The following is a 25,700-nucleotide window of genomic DNA, read 5'->3' as shown; positions in this document are numbered from 1 at the left end:
CCGCGGCAGGCGGGGCTTCAGGGTGTCGGCCTTCTTGATATCGGCCTTCTTGGGATCGGCCTGGGACATAGCAGGAATTCGCTTCGTGTCGGAACGGGTTGCCCGGGCTCTAACGCAGGGCGCCCGCGCACGGCAACCGCCGCGGGCGCGCGGGTCCCGAACGGTGCGGAGGGGCGGCATCTACGTAGTCGGGCATCCGGCCGGGGGACCGCGTTACGGAACTTCACGGCCGCGTGAGCTTTTGTCCCGCATGGCCAGATCACCGCAACCGGGGCGTCCGCACGTGGCGCCCTGCCCCGACAAGCCCGGCACCTTCCGCTGGCAGATCCAGCTGGAAGACGGGAGCGTGGTGCGCGCGCCCTACGCCTTCGCGACGCGCGGCGGGGCGGAACTCTCGGCCGATCTCTGGATGAAGCAGTTGCGCGCGACAGCCTAGCGCCGGTCCGAAGGACGGTAGATCCGCGCAGGCCCGGCGGCTCCGGAACGAGCGTCGCGCGCTACCGAATCCACCGCCGTGTCCTACCGTTCGAGGAAAAGCCCGGCCAGCAGGAAACCGAACCCGGCGAGCCCGAGCGCGCCCTCGCGCCGGTGTGTCGTGTCAGTGAAGTGCGCGACCGCGCCGCCGGCGCAGCACAGGGCGCCCAGCCCGATCGCCACGAGATGCATGCGCCGCCTCCTCGAAGTGCCCAGGACGCAGGAACGCCGGCCGACGCGCTGTGCGCGTATGCCGAACATGGTCAATGCAATATTGATGCCGTTTCCGCCCGGCCAGGCGGAGTAGAGTTCAGTCAAACGCCTATGGCGGCCTACCCCGCGCCGCAGCCCGAGGCGCGGGTCCCCTCTTCTGTAGGGAGAGGTCTGCTTTCGCAGAAAGTCGGGTGAGGGGTATGCGGCTGCCGGACCATACGCGGTGCCGGACGCGCGTCGATGGCGCGCTCAGGTGTGAAACCTCATACCTCTTGCCCCACCCTTTCCGGGTGAGAGGGGACGCGCTGCGGCTCCCGTGCGAACCAGACAGTGCATGTCATAGGGCTGGCTCCGCTCGCGAAGGCGGAAGCGAGAGCGCGTCGATCATGCGTCTCCCGGTGTCGGATGCCGCAGGCAACCCCGGCCCACGCGTTCCATCCGTTGACGATCCCGCGCGGGCGCGCCTAATCACCCCATGTCCATCAACGCTTCATCACGCTTCGACGTCGTCGTCATCGGTGGCGGCCATGCCGGTGTCGAGGCGGCGGCCGCCGCCGCCCGTTGTGGGGCGCGCACGGCGCTCGTCACCCACGCGGCGGCGACCATCGGCGCCATGTCGTGCAATCCGGCGATCGGCGGCCTCGGCAAGGGCCACCTCGTCCGGGAGGTCGACGCCCTCGACGGACTGATGGGCCGGGTCGCCGACGCCGCCGGTATCCAGTTCCGCCTGCTCAACCGCCGCAAGGGCCCGGCCGTGCGCGGCCCCCGCACCCAGGCCGACCGCAAGCTCTACGCGGCCGCGATGCAGGCGGCGATCGCGGAGACCGCCGGCCTCACGGTGATCGAGACGAGTTGCGAGGATCTCGCCATCACCGAGGGCCGCGTCGCGGGCGTGGTGCTGGGGGATGGGCGCACCCTCCCCTGTGCCGCCGCGGTCATCACCACCGGCACCTTCCTGCGCGGGCTGATCCATATCGGCCCCGTGCAGGTGCCGGCCGGGCGCGTGGGCGAGGCGCCGTCCGTCGGCCTCGCCCGCACCCTCGACGGCCTCGGCTTCCGCCTCGGCCGGCTGAAGACCGGCACGCCCCCCCGGCTCGACGGGACCACCATCGACTGGGCCGCCCTGGAGATGCAGGAGGCCGACGCCGAGCCGGTGCCGTTCTCGACGCTCACCGAGCGGATCACCACGCCGCAGATCCGGTGCGGCATCACCCGCACGACGCAAGGTGTCCACGACCTGATCCGGGCGAATCTGCATCGCTCGCCGATGTATTCGGGCGGCATCAGCAGCCGCGGCCCGCGCTACTGCCCGTCGATCGAGGACAAGGTGGTGCGCTTCGGCGACCGCGAGGGGCACCAGATCTTCCTGGAGCCGGAAGGCCTCGACGACCCGACCGTCTATCCGAACGGCATCTCGACCGCTCTGCCCGAGGACGTGCAGCGCGCCCTGATCGGCCTGATCCCCGGTCTGGAGAAGACCCGGATCGTGCGGCCGGGCTACGCCATCGAGTACGATTACGTCGATCCGCGCGAACTCGATGCCGGGCTGCAGACCAAGCGCCTGCCCGGCCTGTTCCTCGCCGGCCAGATCAACGGCACCACCGGCTACGAGGAGGCGGCGGCGCAGGGGCTGGTCGCCGGCCTCAACGCGGCCCGGCACGCGGGCGGACAGGCGATCGCGTCTTTCGATCGGGCCGAATCCTATCTCGGCGTGATGATCGACGACCTCGTCACCCATGGGGTGAGCGAGCCCTACCGCATGTTCACCTCGCGCTCCGAGTACCGGCTGAGCCTGCGCGTCGACAACGCCGACGAGCGCCTGACCCCCCGCGGCCTGGCACTCGGCTGCGTCGGCAGCGCACGGGCCGCGCATTTCAGCGCCTCCCAGGTTGAACTGACCGCCGCCCGCGCCCGGCTCGACGCGCTCAGTCTCACGCCGACCGAGGCGCGCGGCCACGGGATCGCGCTGAACCAGGACGGCATCCGCCGCAGCGCCTTCCAGCTCCTCTCCTATCCGGAACTCGATTGGGCACGGCTGTCGCGGGTCTGGCCGGAGCTCGGCGCCGTCACGCCACGGCTCGCCGAGCGCCTGCGCACCGACGCGACCTACGCGGTCTATCTCGACCGGCAGCAGGCCGACATCGCCGCCTTCCGGCGCGACGAGGCGGTTCGGCTGCCGTCCGGGCTCGACTATGCGGGGATCAGCGGCCTCTCGAACGAGATGCGGCTGAAGCTGGAGGCCGTGCGCCCCGGCACGCTGGGACAGGCCGCGCGCATCGAGGGCGTGACGCCGGCCGCCCTCACCCTGCTGGCCGCCCATGCCCGCCGGGACGGCCGCGCGCCGGTGCGTGCCTGATGGGTGCCGGCAGCGATCGGGAGCGCGTCCTCGCGGAAGCCGGTGTTTCACGTGAAACCGCGGCCCGCCTCGACCTCTACGTGGACCAGCTCAAGCGCTGGCAATCGGTGAAGAACCTCGTCGGCCCGGCGACGCTCGCCGAGGTCTGGACGCGCCACGTGGCCGACGCGCTGCAGCTCCTGGCGCTGGCACCGGGGGCCCAACGATGGCTCGATCTCGGCTCCGGCGCCGGCATCCCCGGCCTGATCCTGGCGATCGCGGGCGGTCCCGAGATCTCCGTCGACCTCGTCGAGAGCAACGCGCGCAAATGCGCCTTCCTCACCGAGACCGCGCGGCTCACCGGGGCGCGGGCCCGGATCCACGCGGCCCGGATCGAGGCGGTCATCCCAAATTTCCAGGGTGTCGACGTGGTCTGCGCCCGGGCTCTCGCGCCCCTCGAACAGCTCCTCGCCTGGACCGAGCCCCTGTTGAATTCGGGCACCACCGGCCTGTTTCCGAAGGGCCGCGAGGTCGAAGCGGAATTGACCCGGGCGGCCGCACGGTGGACAGTCACCTACGACCTCGTTCCGAGCCGAACCGAGTCGATGGCCCGGATCGTGCGGGTCAGCGATCTCGCGCCCGCGAGTCACCGATCGAGCCCATGACAAGCGATGTCCTCCCCGCCCCCGTTCAGCCGGCAGCCGTCGCGCGCCCGCTGCGGATCCTCGCGCTCGCCAACCAGAAGGGCGGCGTCGGCAAGACCACGACGGCGATCAACCTGGGTACGGCGCTCGCCGCAATCGGCGAGCAGGTGCTGGTGATCGACCTCGACCCGCAGGGGAACGCCTCGACGGGGCTCGGCATCGACCGCCGGGCCCGTCGGGTCTCGACCTACGAGGTGATGGCCGGCGAGGCGACCCTCGCCCAGGCCGTGGTGCCGACTGCGGTGCCGCGCCTGTCGCTCGCCGCCTCGACCATGGACCTGCTCGGCCTGGAGCTTGAGATGGCCCAGAGTGCCGACCGGGCGCACCGCCTGCGCAACGTGCTCAAGCGCATGGGCGAGGCCCCGGAGACGGCGGGCTTCAGCTACGTGCTGATAGACTGCCCACCCTCGCTGAACCTGCTCACCATCAACGCTCTGGTCGCGGCCGACGCCGTGATGGTGCCGCTGCAATGCGAGTTCTTCGCGCTCGAAGGTCTGAGCCAGCTCCTGCGCACGGTCGAGCAGGTGCGTGCGGCGCTCAACCCAAAGTTGACGATCCAGGGCGTCGTGCTGACGATGTTCGATCCGCGCAACAACCTCTCGAACCAAGTCGTGGCGGATGTCCGCAGCTTCATGGGCGAGAAGGTCTACGAGACGATGATCCCGCGCAACGTGCGGATCTCGGAGGCGCCCTCGCACGGCAAGCCGGCGCTCCTCTACGACCTCAAATGCGCCGGGTCCCAGGCCTACCTCCGCCTCGCCTCGGAGGTGATCCAGCGGGAAGGCCGGGTCCACGCCGCGGCATGAGGCGGGTTTGCCCACGGTTTGAACGGGTTTGACGCGGGTATCCCGACGGCAAAGCCGCGGGTTGCGTAACGGAGTGGATGGGTGGCGGTGATGGCGGAAGAGGGCGCACGGCCCCGGCTGGGACGCGGGCTCGCGGCCCTGATCGGTGATTTCGGTGCGGCAGAACCGGCCGCGGACGGGGCCAAGTCCCCTGCCCCGCAACGCCGGGTTGCGGTCGAGTTCCTGCGCCCCAACCCGCGCAACCCGCGCCGCCGCTTCAGCGAGACCGACCTCGACGAACTCGCGGTCTCGTTGAAGGCGCGCGGGCTGATTCAGCCGATCGTTGTGCGTCCGCTCGCCGACGTTCCGGGTGCCTTCGAGATCGTGGCCGGCGAGCGCCGCTGGCGCGCAGCCCAGCGCGCCGGTCTCGACGAGGTCCCGGTGGTCGTCGTCGAGATCGACGACCGAGCCTCGCTCGAATTCGCGATCCTTGAGAACGTGCAGCGCACCGATCTCAACGCGATCGAGGAAGCGGCCGGCTACGAGCGACTGATGAGCGAGTTCGCCTATAGCCAGCGCGAGCTCGCTGAGATCTTGGGGAAGAGCCGTAGTCACCTCGCCAATACGCTGCGGCTTCTGAACCTGCCGCCGTCGATCCAGGAGCGGGTGATCGCGGGCGAGATCACGGCGGGCCACGCCCGCGCGCTGCTCGCCGTGCGCGATCCCGAAGCGGTCGGGCGCCGCATCGTGGAGGAGGGGCTGTCGGTCCGCGAGGTCGAGGCCATCGCCGCCGCCGAGGTTCCGGAGCAGGAAGGCCCCCGCCCCGGCCGTCCCCGCGGCGCCGGCGAGCGATCCGAGGAGGTCCGCAGCCTGGAGCGCCGCTTCGCGCGGGCGCTCGGCGTCGGCGTCAGCCTGAAGGCGAAGAACCCGAACGAGGGTGAGATCCGCATCCGCTACCAGACGGCGCAGGAACTCGACGATCTCTGCCGCCGCTTCCAGATCCCGAACGAGGACTGAGCCGGGAAGGCTTCAGGAGGCGGCATCGAGCCGGGACTTGGCGCGGTAGAGCGCCCGGTCCGCGGCGGCCAGCAGGGTCTCGACCGTATCGTCCGCCCGCGCCTGGGCGACACCGACACTCGCCCCGACCGCGACCGTCTCGCTGCCGAGGCTGATCGGGCCGCCGATCGCCGCCCGCAGGTCGTCGGCCAGGCGCTCGGCCGCGCCCGGCATCAGAGCGTCGGCGATCACCACGAACTCGTCGCCGCCCGGCCGCGCGGCGAAAACTCCGCGCGCGTTTGCCAGATCCGCCAAGCGCCGGCCGATCTCCCGGAGCACCAGATCCCCAGCCTCATGACCGAGCCGGTCGTTGACGGGCTTGAAGCGGTCGAGGTCGATCGCCAGCACGCAGCAGCCCGGCCCGACCGCGCCCAGCAGCGCCCCAAGGTGCTCGCGCAGATAGAGCCGGTTTGGCAATGCGGTGAGAGAATCGTGCCGCGCCGCGTGGCGCAGGCGCTCGTTGGCGGCCTCCCGCTCGGTGATGTCGCGGTCGATGCCGCGATAGCCGCGCAGGCTGCCGTCCGGGTTCAGCAGCGGCACGCCGCTGGTCTCCAGCACCACGATCCGGCCGTCGCTGCGGATGGTGCGGTTCAGGAGATGCGAGAAGCCGCGCTTCTCCGCGACGATCGCCGCGAAAGCCGCGCCCACGCGGGCGGCCTCCTCCGGCGGCATGAAATCGAAGGGCGTGCGACCCAGCATCTCCTCCGGTGCGTAGCCGAGCAGCGGCAGGCAGTGGAGCGAGACGTAGGTGTAGCGACCCTGCGCGTCGACCTCCCAGATCCAGTCCGAGTTGAGATCGAGCATCTCCCGCAGGCGCTGAACTTCCCGCTTCAACGCCGCCAGATCCGGTTCCGAGTCGGGCGCATCGGCCGGTTCGGACTGACGCTGCCGGAAGAAGTAGGACGACATCGCGTTTAGGCAGATCAGAGAGGACGGATTATTGAACCGGGCGGACTTAACGGAGGGTTGGCGAGGCCGCTTCGCCCATCCCTGCTCACGCCGATGTCAGCCAGCTCGGCGCCGCGCCGCCTCCGCGGCGATGCGCAGGAGGGCCGCCGAGGCATGAGCGTGGGCGAGGTCGGCATCCGCCCGGCGGCAAGCCAGAACGGTGTCCTGCAGGATCTGAACCGCCTGGCGGAGCGCGGCGGGGCTCCACCGGCCGAGCTGCGCCTCGACGGAAGCCTTGCGCTTGAAATGCAGGCCGCGCCAGGAGGCGACGAGCAGGCTCGGGCTCTTATCCGGCCCCTCGAGGCGGCTCGCCAGCAGGGTGAGCGCGTGGCGGAGCGCGGAGCCCAGCATCATCGACGGATCGAGCCCCTCGTGGCGGAAGCGGCGATACTCGCGCTCGACCTCCGCCGTGCGCCCCACGAAGGCGGCATCGATCAGGGTGTTCAGCACGCTCGCTCCGACATCGCTGACGATCGCCTCGACGTCGTCGAGCTCGACGCTCCCCTGCCCGGACGCGTAGAGCGCGAGCTTCTCGATCTCCGACAGGCTGGCGCGCCGGTCGCCGCCGAGGCTCTGGGCCAGCACCTCGCGGGCCTCCCGGGCGATGCGCAGGCCGCGCTCCTGCAGGGTGCGGTCGATCAGGTCGGCGAGTGCCCGCTCGTCGTCCGGGTAGCAGGGGATGGCCAGCGCCTTCGGCGAGCGCTCGCACAGGGTGCGCAAGGGGGCGGATTTGGCGAGGTCTCCGGCCTCCACCACGATGCGGGTCTCGGCGACCTCCGCCTTCAGCACCGCCTCGACCGCGGGCGCGTAGTTGCGGCTGCCGGGACGGACCCAGATGGTGCGCTTGTCGCCGAACAGCCCGACCGTACCGGCCTCGTCCACGAGGCGGCCAGGATCGCCGGCCAGCGCGTCGCCGTCGATCTTCACCAGGGCGAAGGGATCGTTCGGGTCGGTGACGAAACTCTCGGCGAGGCGCTTGGCACGCTCGACCACGAGACCGGTATCGGGTCCGTAGACGAGGATGACGGGGATGCGGGGATCCGGCCCCCGCCGGATCAGCGCGTCGGCCTCGTGCGCCTTGACGGCCGTCACGCGCCGCGTCCTACGGTCTGGCCGAGAGTACGGAGGCGATGCGGGTCTTGATCTGCTCGGCCAGCACCTTCGACAGCCGGATCTCGGCGTCGCGCGCGGCGCGCTGGCTGGCGAAGCGCTGGATCGAGCGGTCGTAGGTCGCGGTCGAGGTTGCCACGCCCTCGGTGATCACCTTGAGCCCGTCGAGGCTCTCCAGGCTGTAGCGCACGCTGCCCACGATGGTACCGGCCTCCGCGCGGCCGGTCTGGGTCGAGACGATCGGCGTCTGGATGGTCTCGCTACCCTGCATCTTCAGGCGGTAGCGCTTCGGCGCGGGCTGACCCGAGCCGTCGAGATCGAAGATCAGCTCGCTGCGCAGATAGTGCCCCAGGCGCTCCTGGCCCTGCGCCATGTTGATCTCGTCGACTTGGATGGCGGCGAGCAATGCGCCCATCGACTCGCCGGAGGCGGTCGGACCGTAGAGCGGGCGGAAGCAGGCCGAGAGGCCGAGCACCAGCGCGCCCGCGCAGGCGAGGCGGCTCGTGATCCGAACCCCTTGCTGAGCCCCGCGCCGAAGTCCCTGCCCTGCCCGACGAACCATGCGCCCGCGTTCCAGCCTCATCCCGATCCGCTCTTTACGCGCGCGCCCGCCGCCGCGCCATCAGCCTGAGGCACAGGCGTTACGATTTCTCTGCGGCGGGAGCGTGGTGGCGCCCCGCAGCGCCGCCCCTGCCCTACCAGCGATAGATCAGGCTGCCGATCACGGTGGCGGGCGCGCCGCGGTAGCAGAAGCCGGCCTGGCAGTTCGTGTAGTCCCGGTCGAAGATGTTGAAGCCGTTCAGCTGGGCGCGGAAGCCCTTGTACTTCGGGTCCAGCGCCGCGAAGTCGTAGGCGATGAGGGCGTCGAACAGCGTCACGGTCGGATTGCGCACCGTGTTCTCATCGTTGGCGAAACTCGTGCTGGCGTAGCGCACGCCCCCGCCAATGGTGAGGCCGGACAGCGGTGAAGAGGGCGGGAACAGGTAGGTGGCGAAGGCCTTGAAACTGTCGCCCGGGATGCCCGACAGGGCGTTGCCGTCGATCGGCAGGTTCGGCACCACCAGTGAGGTCTGGCGCACGAAGCGGAAGTCGAGATGGGTGTAGGCCAGCGTCAGGTTCGTGCCGGGCGCGAAGTTGGCGACGAGTTCCGCCTCGAAGCCCTTGGACCGGACCGCGCCGGTGGCGACCTGATTGGCGGTGTTGGTGGGATCGGGGCGCAGGATCGAGGACTGCACGATGTCGAACCCCGCGAAAGCCGCGGTGATGTTGGTGTTCGGCACCACGTACTTCACGCCCGCCTCGATCTGGTCGCCGGTGGCAACCGGGAAGGGGCGGCCTTGGCCGTCGACGCCGACCTGCGGGGTGAAGGTGGTGGCGTAGCTGGCGTAGGGCACGAGGCCGGGCGCGAGGAGATAGTTCAGGCCGACCCGGCCCGTGAAGGCGGCGTCGTTCTGCGTGGCGGCGGCACCGAGAGCGCCCGGCGTGCCGGTCCGGGTGCTCTGTGAGACGAAATCCTGCCGACCCGTCAGGGTCAGCACGAAGCGGTCGAACTTCGCCTGCTCCTGCAGATAGAGGCCGACCTGATCGAGAGTCTGGAACGAGGCTGCGGTCAGGGCCGGCTTCGGGATGAAGGTCCGGTAACGGAAGTTCGAGAAGTCGGTGACGCCCGTCAGGTCGAGATCGGGAACGCCGAAGTTGAAGCCGGAGCGGCGGGTGTAGTCGTAGCGCTGGTAGTCGATGCCGCCCAGGATCGTGTGGCTGACCGGACCGGTCACGACGTGGCCCTCGAACTGGTTGTCGAGTGTGACCGCGTGCAGATCCTCGATGAACAGGCCGGCATAGCGCTGTGCCGACAGCCCGGTGATGCCGGTGATCTCGGTGTAGGGAAAGTCGCCGTTGACGCCGTAATAGCGGAAGTTCTGGCGGAAGATCAGGTCGGGCGAGAACTTGTGCTCGAAGGCGTAGCCGATGCGGTACTGCTGCGTGGTGAAGGCGTTGAAGCCCGCATCGCCCTGGTAGAGCCGTGAGACCACGAAGCCCGGGAAGTTGAAGAACGCCGCCGTGCCGGGTGCCTGCGTTCGCTGGAACTCGGTCAGCAGCGTGAAGGTGGTGTCGGCGGACGGCTTCCAGGTGAAGGCGGGGGCGATGTAGGCCCGGTCGTCGGTTGCGCCCGGCAGGAAGGTGTCGGATTGGCGCACGAGACCGGTCAGTCGGTGGGCCATCGTCCCGTCCGATCCTTCGATCGGTCCGCCGATATCGAAATTGCCCTGGTAGCGGTCGTAGTTGCCGCCCTGGAACCAGACCTCGCCGAAACGGGTGAAGACCGGCCGCTTCGTCGTGACGTCGACGATGCCGCCCGGCGAGCCGAGGCCGTAGAGTCCGGAGGCCGGTCCGCGCAGGATGGTCAGCGCCTCGGTGCCGTAGGGTTCGATGCGGGGCACCGCGAGCCCGACGCCGGGCTGGCGCAGGCCGTCGCGATAGATGCCGTTATACGTCACCTGGAAGCCGCGGATGTAGAAGGCGTCGAAGCGCGGGTCGAAGCCGAACACGTCCGTGGAGGTGCCCGGCGTGTAGGCCAGGGCCTCGTTGAGCGACTGCACGTTGCGGTCGTTCAGTTGCTCGCGGGTGACGACGCTCACCGATTGGGGCGTCTCGATCAGCGGCGTGTTGGTCTTGGTGGCGGTGGGGCTGACCTTGGCGGTGTAGCCGACGACCCCGCTCGGACCGCCGCCGCCGCCGCTGGTGGCGGCGCTGTCGGCGCCCGGGCCGATGGGGCCGCCCGAGACGCGGTCGCCCCCGCCCGGTCCCGGCTCCACCTGCTGGACCGGCTGTGGCCGCGCCTGGACGCGCGGGCCCGTGGCCCGCGCTCTCGGCTTCGTGGCCTCCACCGAGATCTGGTTGAGCTCGACGCTCTGTTGTGCGGCCGCCGGTCCCGCGGCGAGCAGCGAGGCGAGGGCCGCGAGACGGGCGCGCTGGGACATGAAACCTCGGTCCGGTGCGATCAGGGTCGCCCGAGGTTTAGCGGTCAAGCTTTCGTGTTCAACCCGAAAACGTGATTGAAATCACACACTTGGAACGGTTCAAAAGTGTCCCGGCCCTCTCAGAACTGGAGAGCCGGGGCCGTCAGAACCGCGTTCTCGCGGGTGCAGGTCGACTCCTCTGGAGCCTGTCCCTTGGCGTCGACCACCTTGGCGAGCTCGGTTCGAGCCTTGTCCATGTCGGCGCGGAACTCCGCATTCCCCATCAGGGCAGCGAAGATCGCCGAGCCGTTGGTGCGGCCCGCCGCAACGTCCGTTAGCCAGTGAACGCCGCAGACGATCCGGCTCTCGCCGTAGACGCGTCCGCGCGCGAGGATCGCGCCGGCCTTGCCGGGGACCAGACTGGCCATCATCAGCGCGTAGGCCCAGCCCTGCGTGGCGTGACCGGAGGGGTAGCTGAAGCTGTCGGCGAGCTGCTGGGTCCGCTGCACGCAGATCGGTGCGTCGTTGCCGACGAACGGCCGCAGACGGCGGTAATGCAGCTTGGGCGCCTTCGTGCCGCGGGCGATATCGAGCCGGGCGCGCTCGAATAGGTTGACCACGGCGGGCACGCGTGCCGCGTCGATCTTCGTGCCGAGCACGCAGGCGTAGGTCTCGAGGATCGCCGAGGCGCCCTCGGCCACGTCGCTCGCGGCGAGATCCCAGCGAGGGCTGCCCTTGAGAGCGCGCGTGGTGTTGAAGGCCGCCCGGTCGGCGTTCTCGAGGGGCGAGTGGCTGGCGGGCGGCGGCGATAGGATCTTCACCGTGTCCGGAGCCGCCTCTTCGCTGAGGTAGGGCTTAACCGCCGGCTTGCCGGGCTTCAAAGTGTCCGACCCGACCGACGGCGCAGATTGCGGGCCGGGTGCCGCATTCTCGGGCGGCGCGGCGGGCTTCGGTGGCTCGGCGCCGGCTGATCCGGGCGCCAGCAGCGCGGCCGTCGAGAGCAGGAGGGCCAGAAGCGCCGGCGCGGCGCGTGTGGAGGAGGGGCGGAGCATCGGGTTCTGCAGCGTCACGATCCTGTAATTCTCGGAATCATACGAGGCGATTCACGACGCGCCTATGGCACTCGGCGCAGGCAAAGCCGCCGCGGCAGCATTCATGATACAAAAACGTCCGGTTCTCGCGCGTCGGATGGGGTCCGGGACCGATCAGATCGCGCCGCGGATCGCGGCGGCGACGGCGTCGGGATGCTCCTCGTGCGCGCTCAGGGCGCCCGGAACGGCGGCTGGGCGGACGCGGCCGCTGGCGGCCAGCGCGTCCATCTCCGCGCCAGATCGGGGCGGGGCGCGCTCCGGCCGGAGCATCTGCACGGGCGGTAGCCCATCCTGGAACAGGGCGAGAAAGGCCTCCCGGCTCTGGACCGGATCGAGGCCGCCGGTGACGAAGGCGGCCGTGCCGAAGCGCCCGTTGCGCTGGCGCGTCACCGCGTGCTTGGCCCGCACCACCGCCGGCGTGACCCGTTCCGGATCGGCGTAGACGTGGGCGCGCATCATCCGGCCGATGATCGGCGGGCTGATGTTGAGGCGGTAGAGCGCGTCCCCGAGGAGCGGCGTCTCGATGGCGCGCCGGATCCGGCCGTGGAGCGCCTTTCGCTCCGGCATGGCGGTCGGCAGTGGGCCGCGCCAAGTGGGCGCCACGAGCACGAGCCGGCCGAAGAGACCGGGATGGCGCGCCGCTGCCGCCACGAGGTAGCCCGCCGCGTGCCCGGCCGCGATCCCGAGGGCGTAGGGGCCGGGTAGCGCGCTGACAAGCGCGTCGAGGAAGGCGTGAAGCGTTGCCGGCTCCAGGGGCAGGCGCGGACGCGGCCGGTCGCCGAAGCCCGGCCAGTCCGGCACGAGGCAGCGGTGATCGCCCGCCAGCGCTTCGGCGAGGCCGTGCATCTCGGCGCGGGCCGAGATGGTGGAGAGGGCCGGGAGCAGCAGGGCCGCCGGTCCCTCGCCCACCACGTCGACCGGGGTGGGGCAGGGGCACCCTGAGACCGTGAGGTCGAGCTGGCGCGTCTCCTGCCGCACGGGCATCAGTCGCGCAGGAGCTCGTTGATGCTGGTCTTGGCGCGCGTCTGCGCGTCGACCCGCTTCACGATCACCGCGCAGTAGAGCGAGGGGCCGGGCGAGCCGTCGGGCAGAGCCTTGCCGGGCAGGGCGCCCGGAACCACCACCGAGTAGGCCGGCACGCGCCCGCGGAAGACCTCGCCGGTCTCGCGGTCGATGATCTTGGTGGAGGCGCCGATGAAGACGCCCATGGAGAGCACGGCGCCGCGCTCGACCACCACGCCCTCGACCACCTCGGAGCGCGCGCCGATGAAGCAATCGTCCTCGATTACCACAGGGCCCGCCTGGAGCGGCTCCAGCACGCCGCCGATGCCGACGCCGCCCGAGAGGTGCACGTTCTTGCCGATCTGGGCGCAGGAGCCGACCGTCGCCCACGTATCGACCATCGTGCCGGTGCCCACATGAGCACCGAGATTGACAAAGGACGGCATCAGGATGACGCCAGGCGCGATGTAGGCCGAGCGGCGCACCACGGCGCCCGGCACGACCCGGAATCCGGCATCGCGAAACCGGTTCTCGCCCCAACCCTCGAATTTTGAGGGCACCTTGTCCCAGGCCGGCGCGCCCGCGGCGCCGGCGGGCACCGCCACCATCTCGTTGAGGCGGAAGGAGAGCAGCACCGCTTTCTTCAGCCACTGGTTGACCTGCCAGCCGGTGTCCGTCTTCTCGGCGACCCTGGCTTGGCCCGCGTCGAGCAGGTTCAGGGCCTCGTCCACCGCCTCGCGCACCGGGCCGCGGGTGCCGGTGTCGATGGAGGCGCGCTCCTCCCAGGCGTTCTCGATGGTGCGCGCCAGATCGGCGTGGGCTTCCGTGCGGGCTTGGGCCTCGGACATGGTTCTTCCGGTCGGTGCTTCAGGTGGAATCGGGGCCGTGCTTACAGAGCCGGCCCTGGCCTGTCACCCTTCGGGCGCGTGGGGGAGGGGGCTCAGTCGGCCGCCAGCAGACCGCGGACCCGCTCCAGGCCTTGCGTGAGACCGGCCAGATCCTCGGCCAGCGTGTCGTGGATCGCGGCGGCCGCGTCCGGGAACTCCTCCAGCACGCGCCGCATCAGGGCCGGGGTGATGCGCAGCACCGTCGTCGGCTCGGTCGCGCGTGCCTCGCCCGGCCGCTCGCCGCGCACGAACAGGGCCATCTGCCCGATCAGCGCGGCGCGGCCGGCCTCGACCGGCTCGGCGCCGGACGCCGGCGGCGCCAGCAGGACGCGGCCCGAGACGACGACGAAACCGCTATCGGCCGGATCGCCGCGCCGGAACAGAACCTCGTCGGCCGCAAGATCGCGCCGCTCGGCCGCGAAGGAGAGGAGCCGCAGGGCGTCGCGGTTGAAGCACCGGAACAGGGGAGCGGCGGCGAGGACCGCGATGTCGTCGTCGATCGCCAAGTCTTCGCTTCCCGGCCCGTCACGCGATGACGTGTTCTAACCGAACCGATCCTCGGGCGCACGACGTCGGGACGCAGAAAAGTTCAGGGCAGCAGCTTGTAGCCGCCCGCCTCGGTCACGAGGATCGCGGCGGTCGCGGGGTTGGGCTCGATCTTCTGGCGCAGCCGGTAGATGTGGGTCTCCAGCGTGTGCGTGGTGACGTGGGCGTTGTAGCCCCACACCTCCGCGAGCAGCGTGTCGCGCCCCACCACCTCGCGGCCGGCCCGGTAGAGGAAGCGCAGGATCGCGGTCTCCTTCTCGGTGAGCTTCAGCTTCGAGCCGCGCTCGCCGATCAGGAGCTTGGCGCCCGGCCGGAAGGTGTAGGGACCGACCTGGAAGACGGCGTCCTCCGAAGCCTCGTGGCTGCGCAGATGCGCCCGGATGCGGGCGAGCAGGATGCCGAACTTGAAGGGCTTCGTGACGTAGTCGTTCGCGCCGGCCTCCAGCCCCTCGACCGTGTCCTCCTCCGAGTCCTGGCCCGTCAGCATCACGACGGGGCCGCGGTAGCCGTTGCGGCGCATCTGGCGCACGGCTTCGCGCCCGTCCATGTCGGGCAGGCCGACATCCATCACCGCGAGATCGATGCGGTGCTCGGAGACGGCCTCGACCGCCGCGGCGGCGCTCGCTACGGAGACGACCGTGAACTCGTCGTAGGCATCGAACTGCTCGGTCAGGGTCTCCCGCAGGATCGCGTCGTCGTCGCAGATCAGGAGGCGGTAGGCGTTCATCCGTCCAACTCTCAAAGGCCCGCTCGGTGAGTCCCGGGCCGAGGAGTGGCGCGCACGGCTCCCGAATTCGGGAACCGGGTTCGCCCGCGCACGAACCCCCTGGCCCCGGTACCGCAGGTCCGGGCATATGCACCAGAATAAGGCACATTTCGCGCTTGGGAATTGGCTTGCGCGCAATTCTTCATACTTTCTGCCGCTTCGGACCTCAAGAACCTTCGGGCCCGATATGAGACGAGATTCCGCCAATGAAAGCGACGCGCCCACCTGCTGCGCGAACCGTTCCGACCACCTTGAGGACGCTGCAGGTGCGGGCCGGGGCCGGAGATCGGCGGCGCGGGCAGATCCTGGTGCCGGGGCGCGCAATCCCCTGCGCGCTCGGCGCCGCCGGGATCGTCCGCGCCAAGCGGGAAGGGGACGGCGGCTCACCCCGCGGCAGCTTCCGCCTGCTGGGGGGCGCCTATCGGCACGACCGGCTCGGGACGCGTCCGATCACGGCGCTGAAGCTGCGCCGGACCGACCCGCAGGACGGCTGGTGCGATGATCCGCGCGACCGGCGCTACAACCGGCCCGTCCGCCTTCCCGTACCGGGGGTGAGCCACGAGCGGATGTGGCGCGAGGACGGGCTCTACGACGTGGTGATCGACCTCGACTACAACCGCGGGCCGATCCGCCCGCGCCGGGGCTCGGCGATCTTCCTGCATGTCGCCCGGCCGGGCTTCCGACCGACCGAGGGCTGCGTCGCCCTGCGCCTGCAGGATCTGCTTCGGCTGCTGCGCCGGGTCGGGCCGCGCACGCGGCTGCGGATCCTCTGAGCCCATTCCATCGTCGGTGTCCGGCCGATCCTATGCCGGCACATCATCGGCGCCATGCCGCTGCGGATCCGCTTGCCGGGTAGACGTGCAGGCCGTGCATGTGGCTTAACCCGCAGGCGAATCCGGTGTCGTCCGGCGCACCACAGGCGTTGAGGAGATCCCAGGGCATGCCCCCTGCCGAAGCGGCCGGGCCGGTGCGCGCGCGCGCCGAGACCGTGAAGAAGGCCGGCGGTGCGCCGCTGATTCCGAGCCCGTGCCACTGCCTCGCCATCCGGCAGGCCGCGCGGCACATGACGCAGTTCTACGACCGCTTCCTCGCCGTCTCGGGCCTGCGGACGACGCAGTTCTCGGTGCTCGCCGTGCTCGACCGGACCGGTCCGCTCGCCGTGAACGAGCTCGCGGTGCATCTCGTGATGGACCGCACCGCGACTGGCCGGGCCCTGCGACCGCTGGCCCGCGACGGCCTCGTGGAGATCGGGCCGGGCCGTGACGGCCGTACCCGCTCGCTGAACCTCACGCCGGCGGGCCGGGCCAAGCTGGAGGCGACCCGTGCCCTCTGGCGGCGGGCCCAGGCGGCCTTCGAGGCGCAGTACGGAGCGGCCGAGGCCGATACCTTGCGCCTCTCGCTCGCCCGGGTGGTCGGGCGCGCCTGATCCGGCCGCTCCCTCAGGCCTTGCGCGCGCGGGCGCCGAAGATCGCGGTGCCGACCCGGACATGGGTGGCACCGAGCTGGATCGCCGCCGGGTAGTCGGCGCTCATGCCCATCGAGAGGATCGGCAGGTTGTGGCGCTCCGCGATCCGCGCCAGCAGGGCGAAGTGGGCCGAGGGCGGATCCTCCACGGGCGGCACGCACATCAGGCCCTGGATCGCGAGCCCGTGGGTATCGCGGCACTCGGCGAGCAGGACGTCGACCTCATCCGGCGCGATCCCGCCCTTCTGCGGTTCGGCGCCGGTGTTCACCTGGATCAGGAGCTTCGGCGCACGGCCGGTGCGGGCGATCTCCTTGGCGAGCGCCGCCGCGAGCGAGAGCCGGTCGAGGGCGTGGATCACGTCGAACAGCTCGACCGCCTCGCGGGCTTTGTTCGACTGCAACGGGCCGACGAGGTGCAGCTCGACATCGGGGTAGCGCGTCCTCAGATCGGGCCACTTCGCCCGCGATTCCTGCACGTAGTTCTCGCCGAAGATCCGCTGGCCGGCTTCCAACGCCGGCAGGATGCCCTCGGCCGGCACCGTCTTCGAGACCGCAATCAGTTGCACGCCGGCCGGGTCGCGCCCGCAATCCTCGGCCGCCTGGGCGATCCCGGCCCGCACATCGGCCAGACCCGCCGCAACGTCGGCGTCGCCGACGGGAGGGCGGGCAGTGGGGGAGGGGGCGGGCTCGGTCATAGGCACATCCATGGACGCATCCAGCTTTTCGGGTCGTTCGCCCCAGGGACCTACCAGCCGCAACGCGCGCCGCAAGCGCCCGGCTCCAAGAGCCCGGTTCCAAGAGCCCAGCTTCTCGCAGGTCTCGCGCAGGGGCGCTGCGCGTCCGCGCGTTGACCGGATCGACCATGAATATGCTAGTGCCGGCCGCAACCCGCCGGCCCTTGAGGCCCGCCGCCCGTTTCCCGCCTCGCGACCCGAGCCATGACGAACCCGACCCCGACCGCGCCCGAGCGCTACAATGCCAAGGATGCCGAGCCGCGCTGGCAGGCGGCCTGGGCGCAGGCGAAGATCTTCGAGACGCCGAACGACGACAGCCGGCCGAAATACTACGTGCTGGAGATGTTCCCCTACCCTTCGGGGCGCATCCACATGGGACACGTGCGCAACTACGCCATGGGCGACGTGGTGGCCCGCTACAAGCGGGCCCGGGGCTTCAATGTGCTGCACCCGATGGGCTGGGACGCCTTTGGCCTGCCGGCGGAGAACGCCGCCATGGAGAGGCGCGTCAACCCGCGCGACTGGACCTACGCCAACATCGCCACGATGCGCGGCCAGCTCCAGTCCATGGGCCTGTCGCTCGACTGGAGCCGCGAGATCGCGACCTGCGATCCGGCCTACTACAAGCACCAGCAGCGCATGTTCCTCGACTTTCTGGAGAAGGGTCTCGTCACGCGCCGCACCGCGAAGGTGAACTGGGACCCGGTCGACCACACCGTGCTCGCCAACGAGCAGGTGATCGACGGGCGCGGCTGGCGCTCGGGTGCGCTCGTCGAGAGCCGCGAGCTGACACAGTGGTTCTTCAAGATCACCGACTTCGCCGAGGATCTGCTCGGCGCGCTGGATGGTCTGGAGCGCTGGCCTGAGAAGGTCCGGCTGATGCAGAAGAACTGGATCGGCAAGTCCGAGGGACTCGAGGTCCGCTTCGCGCTGACCCGATCCGTGGGCGCGCACGACGCGGTCAAGGTCTACACCACCCGGCCTGACACGCTGTTCGGCGCGAAGTTCCTGGCGATCGCGGCCGACCACCCGCTCGCCGCGGCGCTCAGTGCGGACAGGCCGGAGCTCCAGACCTTCATCGAGGCGTGTCGCCGCATCGGCACCGCTCAGGAGGCGATCGACACGGCGGAGAAGCTCGGGTTCGACACGGGGCTGACCGTGCGCCACCCGCTCGACCCGGCCTGGGAGCTGCCGGTCTACGTCGCGAACTTCGTGCTGATGGAGTACGGCACCGGCGCCGTGTTCGGCTGCCCGGCCCACGACCAGCGCGACCTCGACTTCGCCAACAAGTACGGCCTCGGTAACACGCCGGTCGTCTGCCCCGAGGATCAGGACCCGTCCGCCTTCGTCGTCACCGACACCGCCTATGACGGCGACGGCCGGCTGATCAACTCGCGCTTCCTCGACGGGATGACCACCGGCGAGGCCTTCGAGGCGGTGGCCAACCGCCTGAAGCAGGAAGTCCTCGCGGGGAGCCCGGTGGCCGCCCGCAAGGTGCAGTTCCGCCTGCGCGACTGGGGCGTCTCGCGCCAGCGCTACTGGGGCTGTCCGATCCCGATCATCCACTGCGACGCCTGCGGTCCGGTGCCGGTTCCCGTGGCCGATCTACCGGTGAAGCTGCCCGAGGAGGTCTCGTTCGACCAGCCCGGCAATCCGCTGGAGCGTGACCATGCGTGGCGCAACGTGCCCTGTCCCCGCTGCGGGCAGGCGGCCCGGCGCGAGACCGATACGATGGACACTTTCGTGGACTCGTCCTGGTACTTCGCCCGCTTCACGGCGCCCTGGCTTCAGGACGCACCGACCGACCGCCGGGCGGTCGATCACTGGCTCGCGGTCGACCAGTATATCGGAGGCATCGAGCACGCGATCCTGCACCTGCTCTACGCCCGCTTCTTCACGCGGGCGATGCGCGAGACCGGCTGGTCGGGCGTGGCCGAGCCCTTCGCGGGCCTGTTCACGCAGGGCATGGTCGTCCACGAGACCTACAAGGATGAGGCCGGCGCCTGGGTGCCGCCCGCCGAGATCCGCTTCGAGAGCGAGGAGGGAACGCGAAGGGCGTTCCACGTGAAAACCGGTTCGCCGGTCGCCATCGGGGCGATCGAGAAGATGTCGAAGTCGAAGAAGAACGTGGTCGACCCCGACGACATCATCGCGAGCTACGGCGCCGACACCGCCCGCTGGTTCATGCTCTCGGATTCACCCCCTGAGCGCGACGTGATCTGGACGGAGGAGGGGGTGCAGGGCGCCGCCCGCTTTGTCCAACGCGTGTGGCGCCTCGTGAACGCCGCGGCGCAGGCCGGCGGCGACGGTGCCGCGGATCTCGGCCTGCGCAAGGCCGCGCACCGGGCGCTCGCGGGCGTCGGCGACGACGTCGAGCGTCTGCGCTTCAACCGCTGCGTGGCGCAGGTCTACACCCTGGCCAACGCCCTCGACGACGCGCTGCGCGGCACCGCCTCCCGTGAAGCCGCGACGGAGGCCGCCGGCATCCTGGTGCAGCTCATCGCCCCGATGATGCCACATCTCGCCGAGGAGTGCTGGCAGGCGCTCGGCCGCTCGGGTCTCGTGGCCCAGGCCTCCTGGCCTCAGGTCGAGGCGGCGCTCCTCGTCGAGGACGAGATCACCTTGCCGGTCCAGATCAACGGCAAGAAGCGCGCGGACGTGACCGTGCCGCGCGATGCCGATGCGAAGGCCGTCGAGGCGGCGACCCTGGCGTTGGAAGCGGTTCAGAAGGTGCTGGAAGGGAAGGCGCCCCGGAAGGTCATCGTCGTGCCGGGCCGGATCGTGAATCTGGTGGTGTGAGCGGGCCTCGGCCGGCCGCGGATCCCTCCCCGCCATACCCCCCGGGGAGGAACGCGACCGGCGCTCCCTACGGACTGACAGGAGAGACCTGAGGGCCTGCGGTCGTGGGCCGGAGCCCTCAGTTGTCGTGCAACGGCACCGCGAGCGCCTCGCGCACGATGCTGGCCACCGCCCCGGCGCGATGGTCTTTCGCCACGATCAGCGCGTCGGGCATCTGATCGACGGCCTCGCGCTCGGCCTCCGTCATGTCGCAGGCCAGCACTACACGGAGTGAAGGCCGCAGAGCCCGGGCCTCCTGCGCGAGCCGGGAGCAGCACAGCCGTCCCTCCAGGGAGGCGTCGACCACCATCACGTCGAGAGGAAGTCCGAGCGCGAGCACGGCCATCGCGTCCACGCCGTTGTCGCAGGCGGTGACCTGATAGCCGGTCTGACGGATCTGGGCGGAGACCTCGTCGCGCCAGCGCTTCTGATGTCCGGCGACGAGCACTTGAACCCGGTAACATCCCCTGGGCGGGATGGCGGGTGAGACGGCAGCGGATCCGAGGGCTACTCGCGGCATAGCGCGATCGGCTTCGTGTTCGCGTTGCATTGCATCATGCTAAACTGACATCGCTTCGTAGCACAAGGCTTCTGCCGCGAAGGCGCCGCAATTCGTGCTCGTCCTGCCCGCCCAGCAGGCAGGGCGTGCTGCGGCGCAACGGGGTGCCGCGCGGTTGACGCCAGCGGCTCGGCCGGGGCAACACCGCGGCGCCCCCGCGGTCCACGCTGGAGATCGTCCTTGTCGTCCGCCAATCCGCCGCCCGTCTCGCCCCTCGCGCCCAAGACCCAGCCGGATCTGCCGCCCGTCGCGGGCGTGCGCCTCGCCACCGCGCAGGCCGGCATCCGCTATTCGGGCCGCACCGACGTCTTGTATGTCGGGCTCGAGGCCGGCACCGTGCCGGCCGGCGTGTTCACCCGCTCCAAATGCCCCTCGGCGCCCGTCGACTGGTGCCGTGAGGCGCTGACGTCCGGGGCGGCCCGGGCGCTCGTCGTCAATTCCGGCAACGCCAATGCCTTCACGGGGCAGCGCGGGCGCGACGCGGTCGCGCTCACCGCCCGCATCGCGGCGCGGGCCGCCGCCTGCGCCGAGACCGACGTGTTCGTCGCCTCGACGGGCGTGATCGGCGAGCCTCTCGACGCCGGCAAGTTCGAGGGCGTGCTGGCTGATTGCGCGGCCCGCGCAGTGGACAGCCCCGCCGCCTGGGCCGAGGCCGCGCAGGCCATCATGACGACCGACACCTTCCCGAAGCGCGCGACGCGCCGGGCCGAGATCGACGGCAAGGCCGTGACAATCAACGGCATCGCCAAGGGCGCGGGCATGATCGCCCCCGACATGGCGACGATGCTGGCCTTCGTCTTCACCGACGCCGCCCTGCCGCAGCCGGTGCTGCAGGCGCTGCTGGCGGAAGGCGCGGACAGGAGCTTCAACTGCGTCACGGTCGATGGCGATACCTCGACCTCCGATACGCTGATGCTGTTCGCCACGGGCAAGGCCGGCAACGCGGCGATCGCGGACGCGACCGACCCGCGTCTCGCCGGCTTCAAGGCGGCGCTCGACGACCTGCTGACCGAACTGGCCCAGCTCGTTGCCAAGGACGGCGAGGGCGCGCGCAAGTTCGTCACCGTCGAGGTCACGGGCGCCGAGAGCGACCGCTCCGCCCACCGCATCGCCATGTCGATCGCGAACTCGCCCCTCGTGAAGACCGCCGTGGCGGGCGAGGACGCGAACTGGGGCCGCGTGGTGATGGCGGTGGGCAAGGCCGGCGAGCCCGCCGACCGCGACCGCCTCGCGATCTGGTTCGGCGACGTGCGCGTCGCGGTCTCCGGCGCGCGCGACCCGGACTACAGCGAGGACGCCGCGAGCGCCGTGATGCGCGAGCAGGACATCCGCGTCCGGGTCGATCTCGGGCTGGGGGAGGGGAGGGCCCGTGTCTGGACCTGCGATCTCACCAAGGCCTACATCGAGATCAACGGGGATTATCGTTCGTGAGGGCGGCGCTCGCCGGCATTGCCCTGCTGCTCGCCGCCGCGCCCGCGCGGGCCGACGATGCCTGTGACCACACGATCAGCGTCACCGGACGGGCGGCGTCGAGCCGGGCGCCCGACTTCGCCGAGGTCACAATCAGCGTCGAGACGAAGGCGCCGAACCCGGCCGCCGCCCTCGACGCCGCCTCGAAGGCGGTCGCGGGCGTGGTCGCCCTCGGGCGCGATCTTGGCGTGCCGGAGGCCGATATCGGCACCTCCGCGGTCGTGCTGGAGGCGGCGACCCGCACCATCACCCGGCCGAACGGCACCGTCGAGTCTCAGGCAGACGGCTACCGGGCCGCGAACGCGGTCACGATCCGGCTCGCCGATATGAGCCGCCTCGGCGACCTGCTGCGGCGGGCGCTCGATGCGGGCGCCAACCGGATCGACTCGATCGGCTTCGGCCTGAACGAGCCCGAGAAGGTCGACGCGGAGCTTCAGGTCGCCGCAGCCAAGGACGCCCGCGCCCGCGCGGCGGAGCTTGCCGAGGCGGTAGGCACGAAGCTCGGGCGCCTGTGCAGCCTGTCGGGCAGCGACAGCGCCGCGCCGCCGCCCATGCCGATGGCCGCTCAAGCGCGCCTGAAGGCTCCGGCGCCCGGTCGCCGCGTGCCGATCGCCGCCGGCACGATCGAGAGCCGCAGCGCGGTCTCGGCCAGCTTTGCGATCGCCCAATGAGCGAGGTCGCGCCCCTGCGCCTCCTCCTCGTGGTGGCGGTCGCCCTGGTCGACCGGGACGGCCGCGTGCTGGTGAGCCAGCGCCCGCCCGGAAAGCAGCTCGCAGGCCTCTGGGAGTTTCCCGGCGGCAAGGTCGAGCCCGGCGAGCGGCCGGAGGCGACGCTGATCCGCGAGCTTGCGGAGGAGATCGGCGTGAGCGTGGAGGAGCCCTGCCTCGCGCCCCTCACCTTCGCGAGTCACGCCTACGAGAGCTTCCACCTCCTGATGCCGCTCTACGTCTGCCGCCGCTGGTCCGGCACACCGCGCGGGCTCGAGGGGCAGGCCCTGAAATGGGTGCGGCCGAGTGCCTTGCGGGATCTCGCCATGCCGCCCGCCGACGAACCTCTGATCCCGTTCCTGGTCGATCTGCTCGGTCCCTGACCACGAAAAAGGCCCCGCACCGGTGGTGCGGGGCCCTGCTGCTCCGGGGAGCGGGACAGCTCAGTGACCGCCGGCCTCGGCGTTGCGGGTGGTCTCGTAGAGGAACCACGTGCGCTCCTCGGACTGGTCGATCCACTCCTCCAGCAGGCTGGTGGTCGAGACGTCGTTGGCCTCGTCGGTGACCTCGTGCAGCTCGCGCATGCGGGCGGTGAGCGCCTTGTTGTCGTCCCGCAGCTCCTTGAGCATGTCGAGCGGGCCGACATACTCGGCGTCGTTGTCCTGCACGTTGGTCAGCGACTTCGCCTGGCCGATCGAGCGCAGCACCGTGCCGCCGATCTTGCGGCCGCGCTCGCCCACGGCGTCGATGATCGCGAAGATCTGCTGCGACTGCTCGTCGAGGAGCAGGTGGTAGTCCCGAAAATTCGGGCCGCTGACGTGCCAGTGGAAGTTCTTCGTCTTGATGTAGAGCGCGAAGAGGTCGGACAGCAGGACGGTCAGGCCCTCGGAGATCTTCTTGACGTCCTCGGGGTTGAGGTCGGTCGGGGTGTTGAGGCGATCGCTGCCGATCCGGCTGACGGGCTTGGCCTTGGCCATGGATATCTCCGTTCGTCTGGAATGTCGGTATCGATGCACGCGTCCACGGGTCTCGCCGTGGCCGCGCCGGCATCGTTCCTCGGCAGAATGAACGGTGACGCTGATTGTTCCGGCCCTTTCGAGGGGTGCATGGCCGGGTCCCGGACAGCGCACAGCCTGGAGAGGTTCTAATCTGATGCTCCTGCGTCAGTTTGTCGACCCGACCAGACCCGGCGGCAGCAGCATCGTGGGCTTCGGGCTCCGCGGCGCGGCCGGACGGATCGAGCCGGTCGTTGCGGGCTCGACCGGCCGCGACTCCGCCGGTCGAACCCCGGCCGCGGCGGGCCGCGCCGGAACGGGCTTGGCCGCCTGGGCGGGCTTGGCCGCATCGGCAGGCTTCGTCGTGTCGGCGGACTTCCTCGTGTCGGCAGACTTGGCGGGGTCCGCAGGCCTGGCCGCGTCGGCAGGCTTTGCGGCGCTGGCGGCCTTGCCCGCGTCAGCCGGTGCCCCCGGCACATCGAGGCCGTAGATGTCGTCGCGGAAGTGCACGCGGCCGTCCGGCGTGGCGTAGCCCGTCAGATAGACGAAGGTGACCGGCACGGGCTTCGGCAGCTTGATGTCCCGCCGCTCGCCGTCCGCGATGCCGGTCTCGATCTCGATCGGCCCCCAGGACGAGCCCGGCCCGTTCGGCCCCTCGGTGCCCTGGAGCAGCCAGCCGACGAACTCCTTCACCTGTCCGACGCGGACGCAGCCGTGGCTGTGGAAGCGCACGGAGCGGCCGAACAGCGACTTCGAGGGCGTGTCGTGCATGTAGACCGCGTGGCGGTTCGGCATGTCGATCCGCACCTGGCCGAGCGAGTTGTCGAAGCCCGGATCCTGCCGCAGCGTGTAGTTGGCCGCCTTGTTGGTGGTCCAGTCGAGCGTGGTCGGATCGACCTCGACGCCGCCGGGGCCGAGGATGCGGATGTGGTTCTTGGCGAGGTAGCCGGGCTCCTTGCGCATCTTCGGGATGATCTCGTTCTTCACCACCGAGATCGGCACGGTCCAAGTCGGGTTGAAGTTCACGTCGGTGATGCGGGTCTCGACCGGAGGCGTCGCCTTGTCGGGGCTGCCGACCACCGCGACGTAGCGGCGGGCGACCTGGCCCCTCTCCACCGCTTCGACCACGGCGGACGGGATGTTCACCACCACGTAGCGCTCGCCGAAGGGGAAGTTCGAGCCCATCAGGCGCTGGGCCGAGGCCGCGAGCTGGCGCTGGCGGGTGCTCGCCGGCACGTTCAGCGCCGCGAGGGTCTGGCGGCCGAGCAGCCCCGTCTCCGGCAGGCCGTGGCGGGCCTGGAAGGCCGTGATGGCCGCGACGAGCGGCGGATCGAGCCGGTCGCTCGGCGGCGCGTCGGCTGGCAGATCGCCGGTCAGGGTGAGGTGGTGGCGTAGCGACGGCACCGCCGGGTGGCTCGCGCCGGGTTTGAGCACGAGGTCCGTCGGCAGCGGCTCCCAGCCGCCGGCTTCCGCGTAGGCCTGGTACTGCTCGGCGGCGCGCAGCGTGTCGAGGAAGGTGCGCGGGTTGAGCGTCGGCGTCGGATCGCTCGAGACCCGGGCGTAGACGAGGGGCGTGGGCTCCTTCTTCCGCTGCGGTGCCTCCTTCTGGGCCGCGTCCTTCTGAGCCGCGTCCTTCTGAGCCGTGTCCTTCTGAGCCGTGTCCTTAGCTTGAGCCTCCGCGGGCTTCGGCGCGGCGGGCTCCGCCTTCCGCGCCGGAGCGTCCGCTTTGCGCGGCGCGGCCTCGGACTCCTTCTGGGCCGCGGCGGGCGCGACCTGCACAGGCACCGCGAGGGGCGCAGTGGCTTGCGGGGCGGCTTGCGCCGGGATCGGGGCGGCCTGCACCTGCGCTGCCGGTTCGGTCGGCAGGCTCTGCGCCGCCGCCGGGCCGAGCGCGATGAGAAGCGCGAGCGGCGCCGCGGCGGCGCGTGCGCAAGCGGACGTCGGGACCATACGCGTGACTCCGGTCGAGATGCCCACTCGCGGACGGGACGGATCATGGCGCCGGATGGTTACCAATCCGCTCTGCCCGCCCCCACGCATCTGTCTCACTCGACAA

At 70.7% G+C, this 25,700-nt stretch carries 25 protein-coding genes; 11 read left to right on the top strand and 14 right to left on the bottom strand.

What is annotated here, in order from left to right:
- The first annotated feature begins 250 nt into the window (after positions 1 to 250).
- The gene (locus MFF54_RS15595; protein ID WP_238303757.1) at positions 251 to 436 is read left to right on the top strand and encodes a hypothetical protein; all 186 of its coding nucleotides are present in this window, start codon (positions 251 to 253) and stop codon (positions 434 to 436) included.
- Positions 437 to 519: 83 nt separating this feature from the next.
- Here the strand turns inward: MFF54_RS15595 and MFF54_RS15590 are convergent, their stop codons facing one another.
- Positions 520 to 666, bottom strand: a complete 147-nt coding sequence (locus MFF54_RS15590; RefSeq protein WP_238303756.1) for a hypothetical protein — start codon at positions 664 to 666, stop codon at positions 520 to 522.
- 496 nt (positions 667 to 1,162) lie between these two features.
- On the opposite strand from MFF54_RS15590, the gene mnmG reads away from it, so the two are divergent.
- The 4 genes from mnmG to MFF54_RS15570 all read left to right on the top strand — a co-directional run bounded on the left by mnmG (position 1,163) and on the right by MFF54_RS15570 (position 5,528).
- Positions 1,163 to 3,043 carry a tRNA uridine-5-carboxymethylaminomethyl(34) synthesis enzyme MnmG gene (gene mnmG / locus MFF54_RS15585; RefSeq protein ID WP_238303755.1) on the top strand — a complete coding sequence of 627 codons (1,881 nt, stop codon included), beginning with the start codon at positions 1,163 to 1,165 and terminating at the stop codon, positions 3,041 to 3,043.
- A complete protein-coding gene (gene rsmG / locus MFF54_RS15580) occupies positions 3,043 to 3,687 on the top strand; it encodes a 16S rRNA (guanine(527)-N(7))-methyltransferase RsmG (protein WP_238303754.1) in 645 nt (214 codons plus the stop codon). Before mnmG ends, rsmG begins: the two co-directional genes overlap by 1 nt.
- Positions 3,684 to 4,532, top strand: coding sequence for a ParA family protein (locus MFF54_RS15575; RefSeq protein WP_238303753.1), 849 nt, complete (start codon positions 3,684 to 3,686; stop codon positions 4,530 to 4,532). The genes rsmG and MFF54_RS15575 overlap by 4 nt, the downstream gene beginning before the upstream one ends.
- A gap of 90 nt (positions 4,533 to 4,622) precedes the next feature.
- Positions 4,623 to 5,528 (top strand): ParB/RepB/Spo0J family partition protein, encoded by a 906-nt coding sequence (locus MFF54_RS15570; protein WP_238303761.1) that lies wholly within the window; start codon positions 4,623 to 4,625, stop codon positions 5,526 to 5,528.
- Positions 5,529 to 5,540: 12 nt separating this feature from the next.
- Here MFF54_RS15570 and MFF54_RS15565 read toward each other — a convergent pair whose 3' ends face one another.
- From MFF54_RS15565 to MFF54_RS15525, 9 genes are all read right to left on the bottom strand, one after another.
- A complete protein-coding gene (locus tag MFF54_RS15565; protein WP_238303752.1) occupies positions 5,541 to 6,476 on the bottom strand; it encodes a diguanylate cyclase domain-containing protein in 936 nt (311 codons plus the stop codon).
- 96 nt (positions 6,477 to 6,572) lie between these two features.
- The gene (gene holA, locus MFF54_RS15560) at positions 6,573 to 7,607 is read right to left on the bottom strand and encodes a DNA polymerase III subunit delta (RefSeq protein WP_238303751.1); all 1,035 of its coding nucleotides are present in this window, start codon (positions 7,605 to 7,607) and stop codon (positions 6,573 to 6,575) included.
- A gap of 10 nt (positions 7,608 to 7,617) precedes the next feature.
- Positions 7,618 to 8,187, bottom strand: a complete 570-nt coding sequence (gene lptE, locus MFF54_RS15555) for an LPS assembly lipoprotein LptE (protein ID WP_238303750.1) — start codon at positions 8,185 to 8,187, stop codon at positions 7,618 to 7,620.
- A gap of 133 nt (positions 8,188 to 8,320) precedes the next feature.
- Entirely contained in the window at positions 8,321 to 10,606 is a 2,286-nt protein-coding gene (locus MFF54_RS15550; protein WP_238303749.1) for a TonB-dependent siderophore receptor, read from the bottom strand.
- A gap of 119 nt (positions 10,607 to 10,725) precedes the next feature.
- Complete coding sequence (locus MFF54_RS15545) at positions 10,726 to 11,637, bottom strand: acid phosphatase (RefSeq protein WP_238303760.1); 912 nt, start codon at positions 11,635 to 11,637, stop codon at positions 10,726 to 10,728.
- Positions 11,638 to 11,790: 153 nt separating this feature from the next.
- Positions 11,791 to 12,660, bottom strand: a complete 870-nt coding sequence (locus MFF54_RS15540) for an alpha/beta fold hydrolase (protein ID WP_238303748.1) — start codon at positions 12,658 to 12,660, stop codon at positions 11,791 to 11,793.
- Positions 12,660 to 13,526, bottom strand: coding sequence for a 2,3,4,5-tetrahydropyridine-2,6-dicarboxylate N-succinyltransferase (gene dapD / locus MFF54_RS15535; RefSeq protein WP_238303747.1), 867 nt, complete (start codon positions 13,524 to 13,526; stop codon positions 12,660 to 12,662). The genes MFF54_RS15540 and dapD overlap by 1 nt, the downstream gene beginning before the upstream one ends.
- Positions 13,527 to 13,618: 92 nt before the next feature.
- A complete protein-coding gene (locus MFF54_RS15530; protein WP_238303746.1) occupies positions 13,619 to 14,071 on the bottom strand; it encodes a cyclic nucleotide-binding domain-containing protein in 453 nt (150 codons plus the stop codon).
- An 83-nt stretch (positions 14,072 to 14,154) separates the two neighbouring features.
- Positions 14,155 to 14,838, bottom strand: coding sequence for a response regulator transcription factor (locus tag MFF54_RS15525; RefSeq protein WP_238303745.1), 684 nt, complete (start codon positions 14,836 to 14,838; stop codon positions 14,155 to 14,157).
- Positions 14,839 to 15,083: 245 nt separating this feature from the next.
- Between MFF54_RS15525 and MFF54_RS15520 the strand changes: the two genes are divergently transcribed.
- Positions 15,084 to 15,650, top strand: a complete 567-nt coding sequence (locus tag MFF54_RS15520; protein ID WP_238303744.1) for a L,D-transpeptidase family protein — start codon at positions 15,084 to 15,086, stop codon at positions 15,648 to 15,650.
- A 167-nt stretch (positions 15,651 to 15,817) separates the two neighbouring features.
- Entirely contained in the window at positions 15,818 to 16,303 is a 486-nt protein-coding gene (locus tag MFF54_RS15515; RefSeq protein WP_238303743.1) for a MarR family winged helix-turn-helix transcriptional regulator, read from the top strand.
- 13 nt (positions 16,304 to 16,316) lie between these two features.
- On the opposite strand, the gene MFF54_RS15510 is transcribed toward MFF54_RS15515, so the two are convergent.
- Positions 16,317 to 17,036: a YggS family pyridoxal phosphate-dependent enzyme gene (locus MFF54_RS15510; protein ID WP_238303742.1), complete on the bottom strand. Its 720-nt coding sequence runs from the start codon at positions 17,034 to 17,036 to the stop codon at positions 16,317 to 16,319.
- A gap of 243 nt (positions 17,037 to 17,279) precedes the next feature.
- Between MFF54_RS15510 and leuS the strand changes: the two genes are divergently transcribed.
- On the top strand, positions 17,280 to 19,874 hold the full coding sequence (leuS, locus tag MFF54_RS15505) for a leucine--tRNA ligase (protein ID WP_238303741.1): 2,595 nt from the start codon (positions 17,280 to 17,282) through the stop codon (positions 19,872 to 19,874).
- 118 nt (positions 19,875 to 19,992) lie between these two features.
- Here leuS and MFF54_RS15500 read toward each other — a convergent pair whose 3' ends face one another.
- Positions 19,993 to 20,361, bottom strand: a complete 369-nt coding sequence (locus tag MFF54_RS15500; RefSeq protein WP_306423966.1) for a response regulator — start codon at positions 20,359 to 20,361, stop codon at positions 19,993 to 19,995.
- Positions 20,362 to 20,652: 291 nt separating this feature from the next.
- Between MFF54_RS15500 and argJ the strand changes: the two genes are divergently transcribed.
- From argJ to MFF54_RS15485, 3 genes are read left to right on the top strand one after another with little or no spacing between them, the layout of a single operon-like run.
- The gene (gene argJ, locus MFF54_RS15495; RefSeq protein WP_238303739.1) at positions 20,653 to 21,903 is read left to right on the top strand and encodes a bifunctional glutamate N-acetyltransferase/amino-acid acetyltransferase ArgJ; all 1,251 of its coding nucleotides are present in this window, start codon (positions 20,653 to 20,655) and stop codon (positions 21,901 to 21,903) included.
- On the top strand, positions 21,900 to 22,613 hold the full coding sequence (locus MFF54_RS15490; protein ID WP_238303738.1) for an SIMPL domain-containing protein: 714 nt from the start codon (positions 21,900 to 21,902) through the stop codon (positions 22,611 to 22,613). The genes argJ and MFF54_RS15490 overlap by 4 nt, the downstream gene beginning before the upstream one ends.
- Positions 22,610 to 23,032 carry a (deoxy)nucleoside triphosphate pyrophosphohydrolase gene (locus MFF54_RS15485; RefSeq protein ID WP_238303737.1) on the top strand — a complete coding sequence of 141 codons (423 nt, stop codon included), beginning with the start codon at positions 22,610 to 22,612 and terminating at the stop codon, positions 23,030 to 23,032. The genes MFF54_RS15490 and MFF54_RS15485 overlap by 4 nt, the downstream gene beginning before the upstream one ends.
- Before the next feature lie 60 nt (positions 23,033 to 23,092).
- Here the strand turns inward: MFF54_RS15485 and MFF54_RS15480 are convergent, their stop codons facing one another.
- Both MFF54_RS15480 and MFF54_RS15475 read right to left on the bottom strand, forming a co-directional pair.
- On the bottom strand, positions 23,093 to 23,626 hold the full coding sequence (locus MFF54_RS15480) for a Dps family protein (protein WP_238303736.1): 534 nt from the start codon (positions 23,624 to 23,626) through the stop codon (positions 23,093 to 23,095).
- Between the two features lie 186 nt (positions 23,627 to 23,812).
- Positions 23,813 to 25,594, bottom strand: a complete 1,782-nt coding sequence (locus tag MFF54_RS15475; protein WP_238303735.1) for a L,D-transpeptidase family protein — start codon at positions 25,592 to 25,594, stop codon at positions 23,813 to 23,815.
- Positions 25,595 to 25,700: the final 106 nt, after the last annotated feature.

It is taken from the genome of Methylobacterium gregans (assembly GCF_022179245.1).
Taxonomy (GTDB): Bacteria; Pseudomonadota; Alphaproteobacteria; order Rhizobiales; family Beijerinckiaceae; genus Methylobacterium; species Methylobacterium gregans.
Note: the sequence above shows the minus strand (reverse complement) of the source record. Positions and strands in the feature narration are given on the sequence as shown.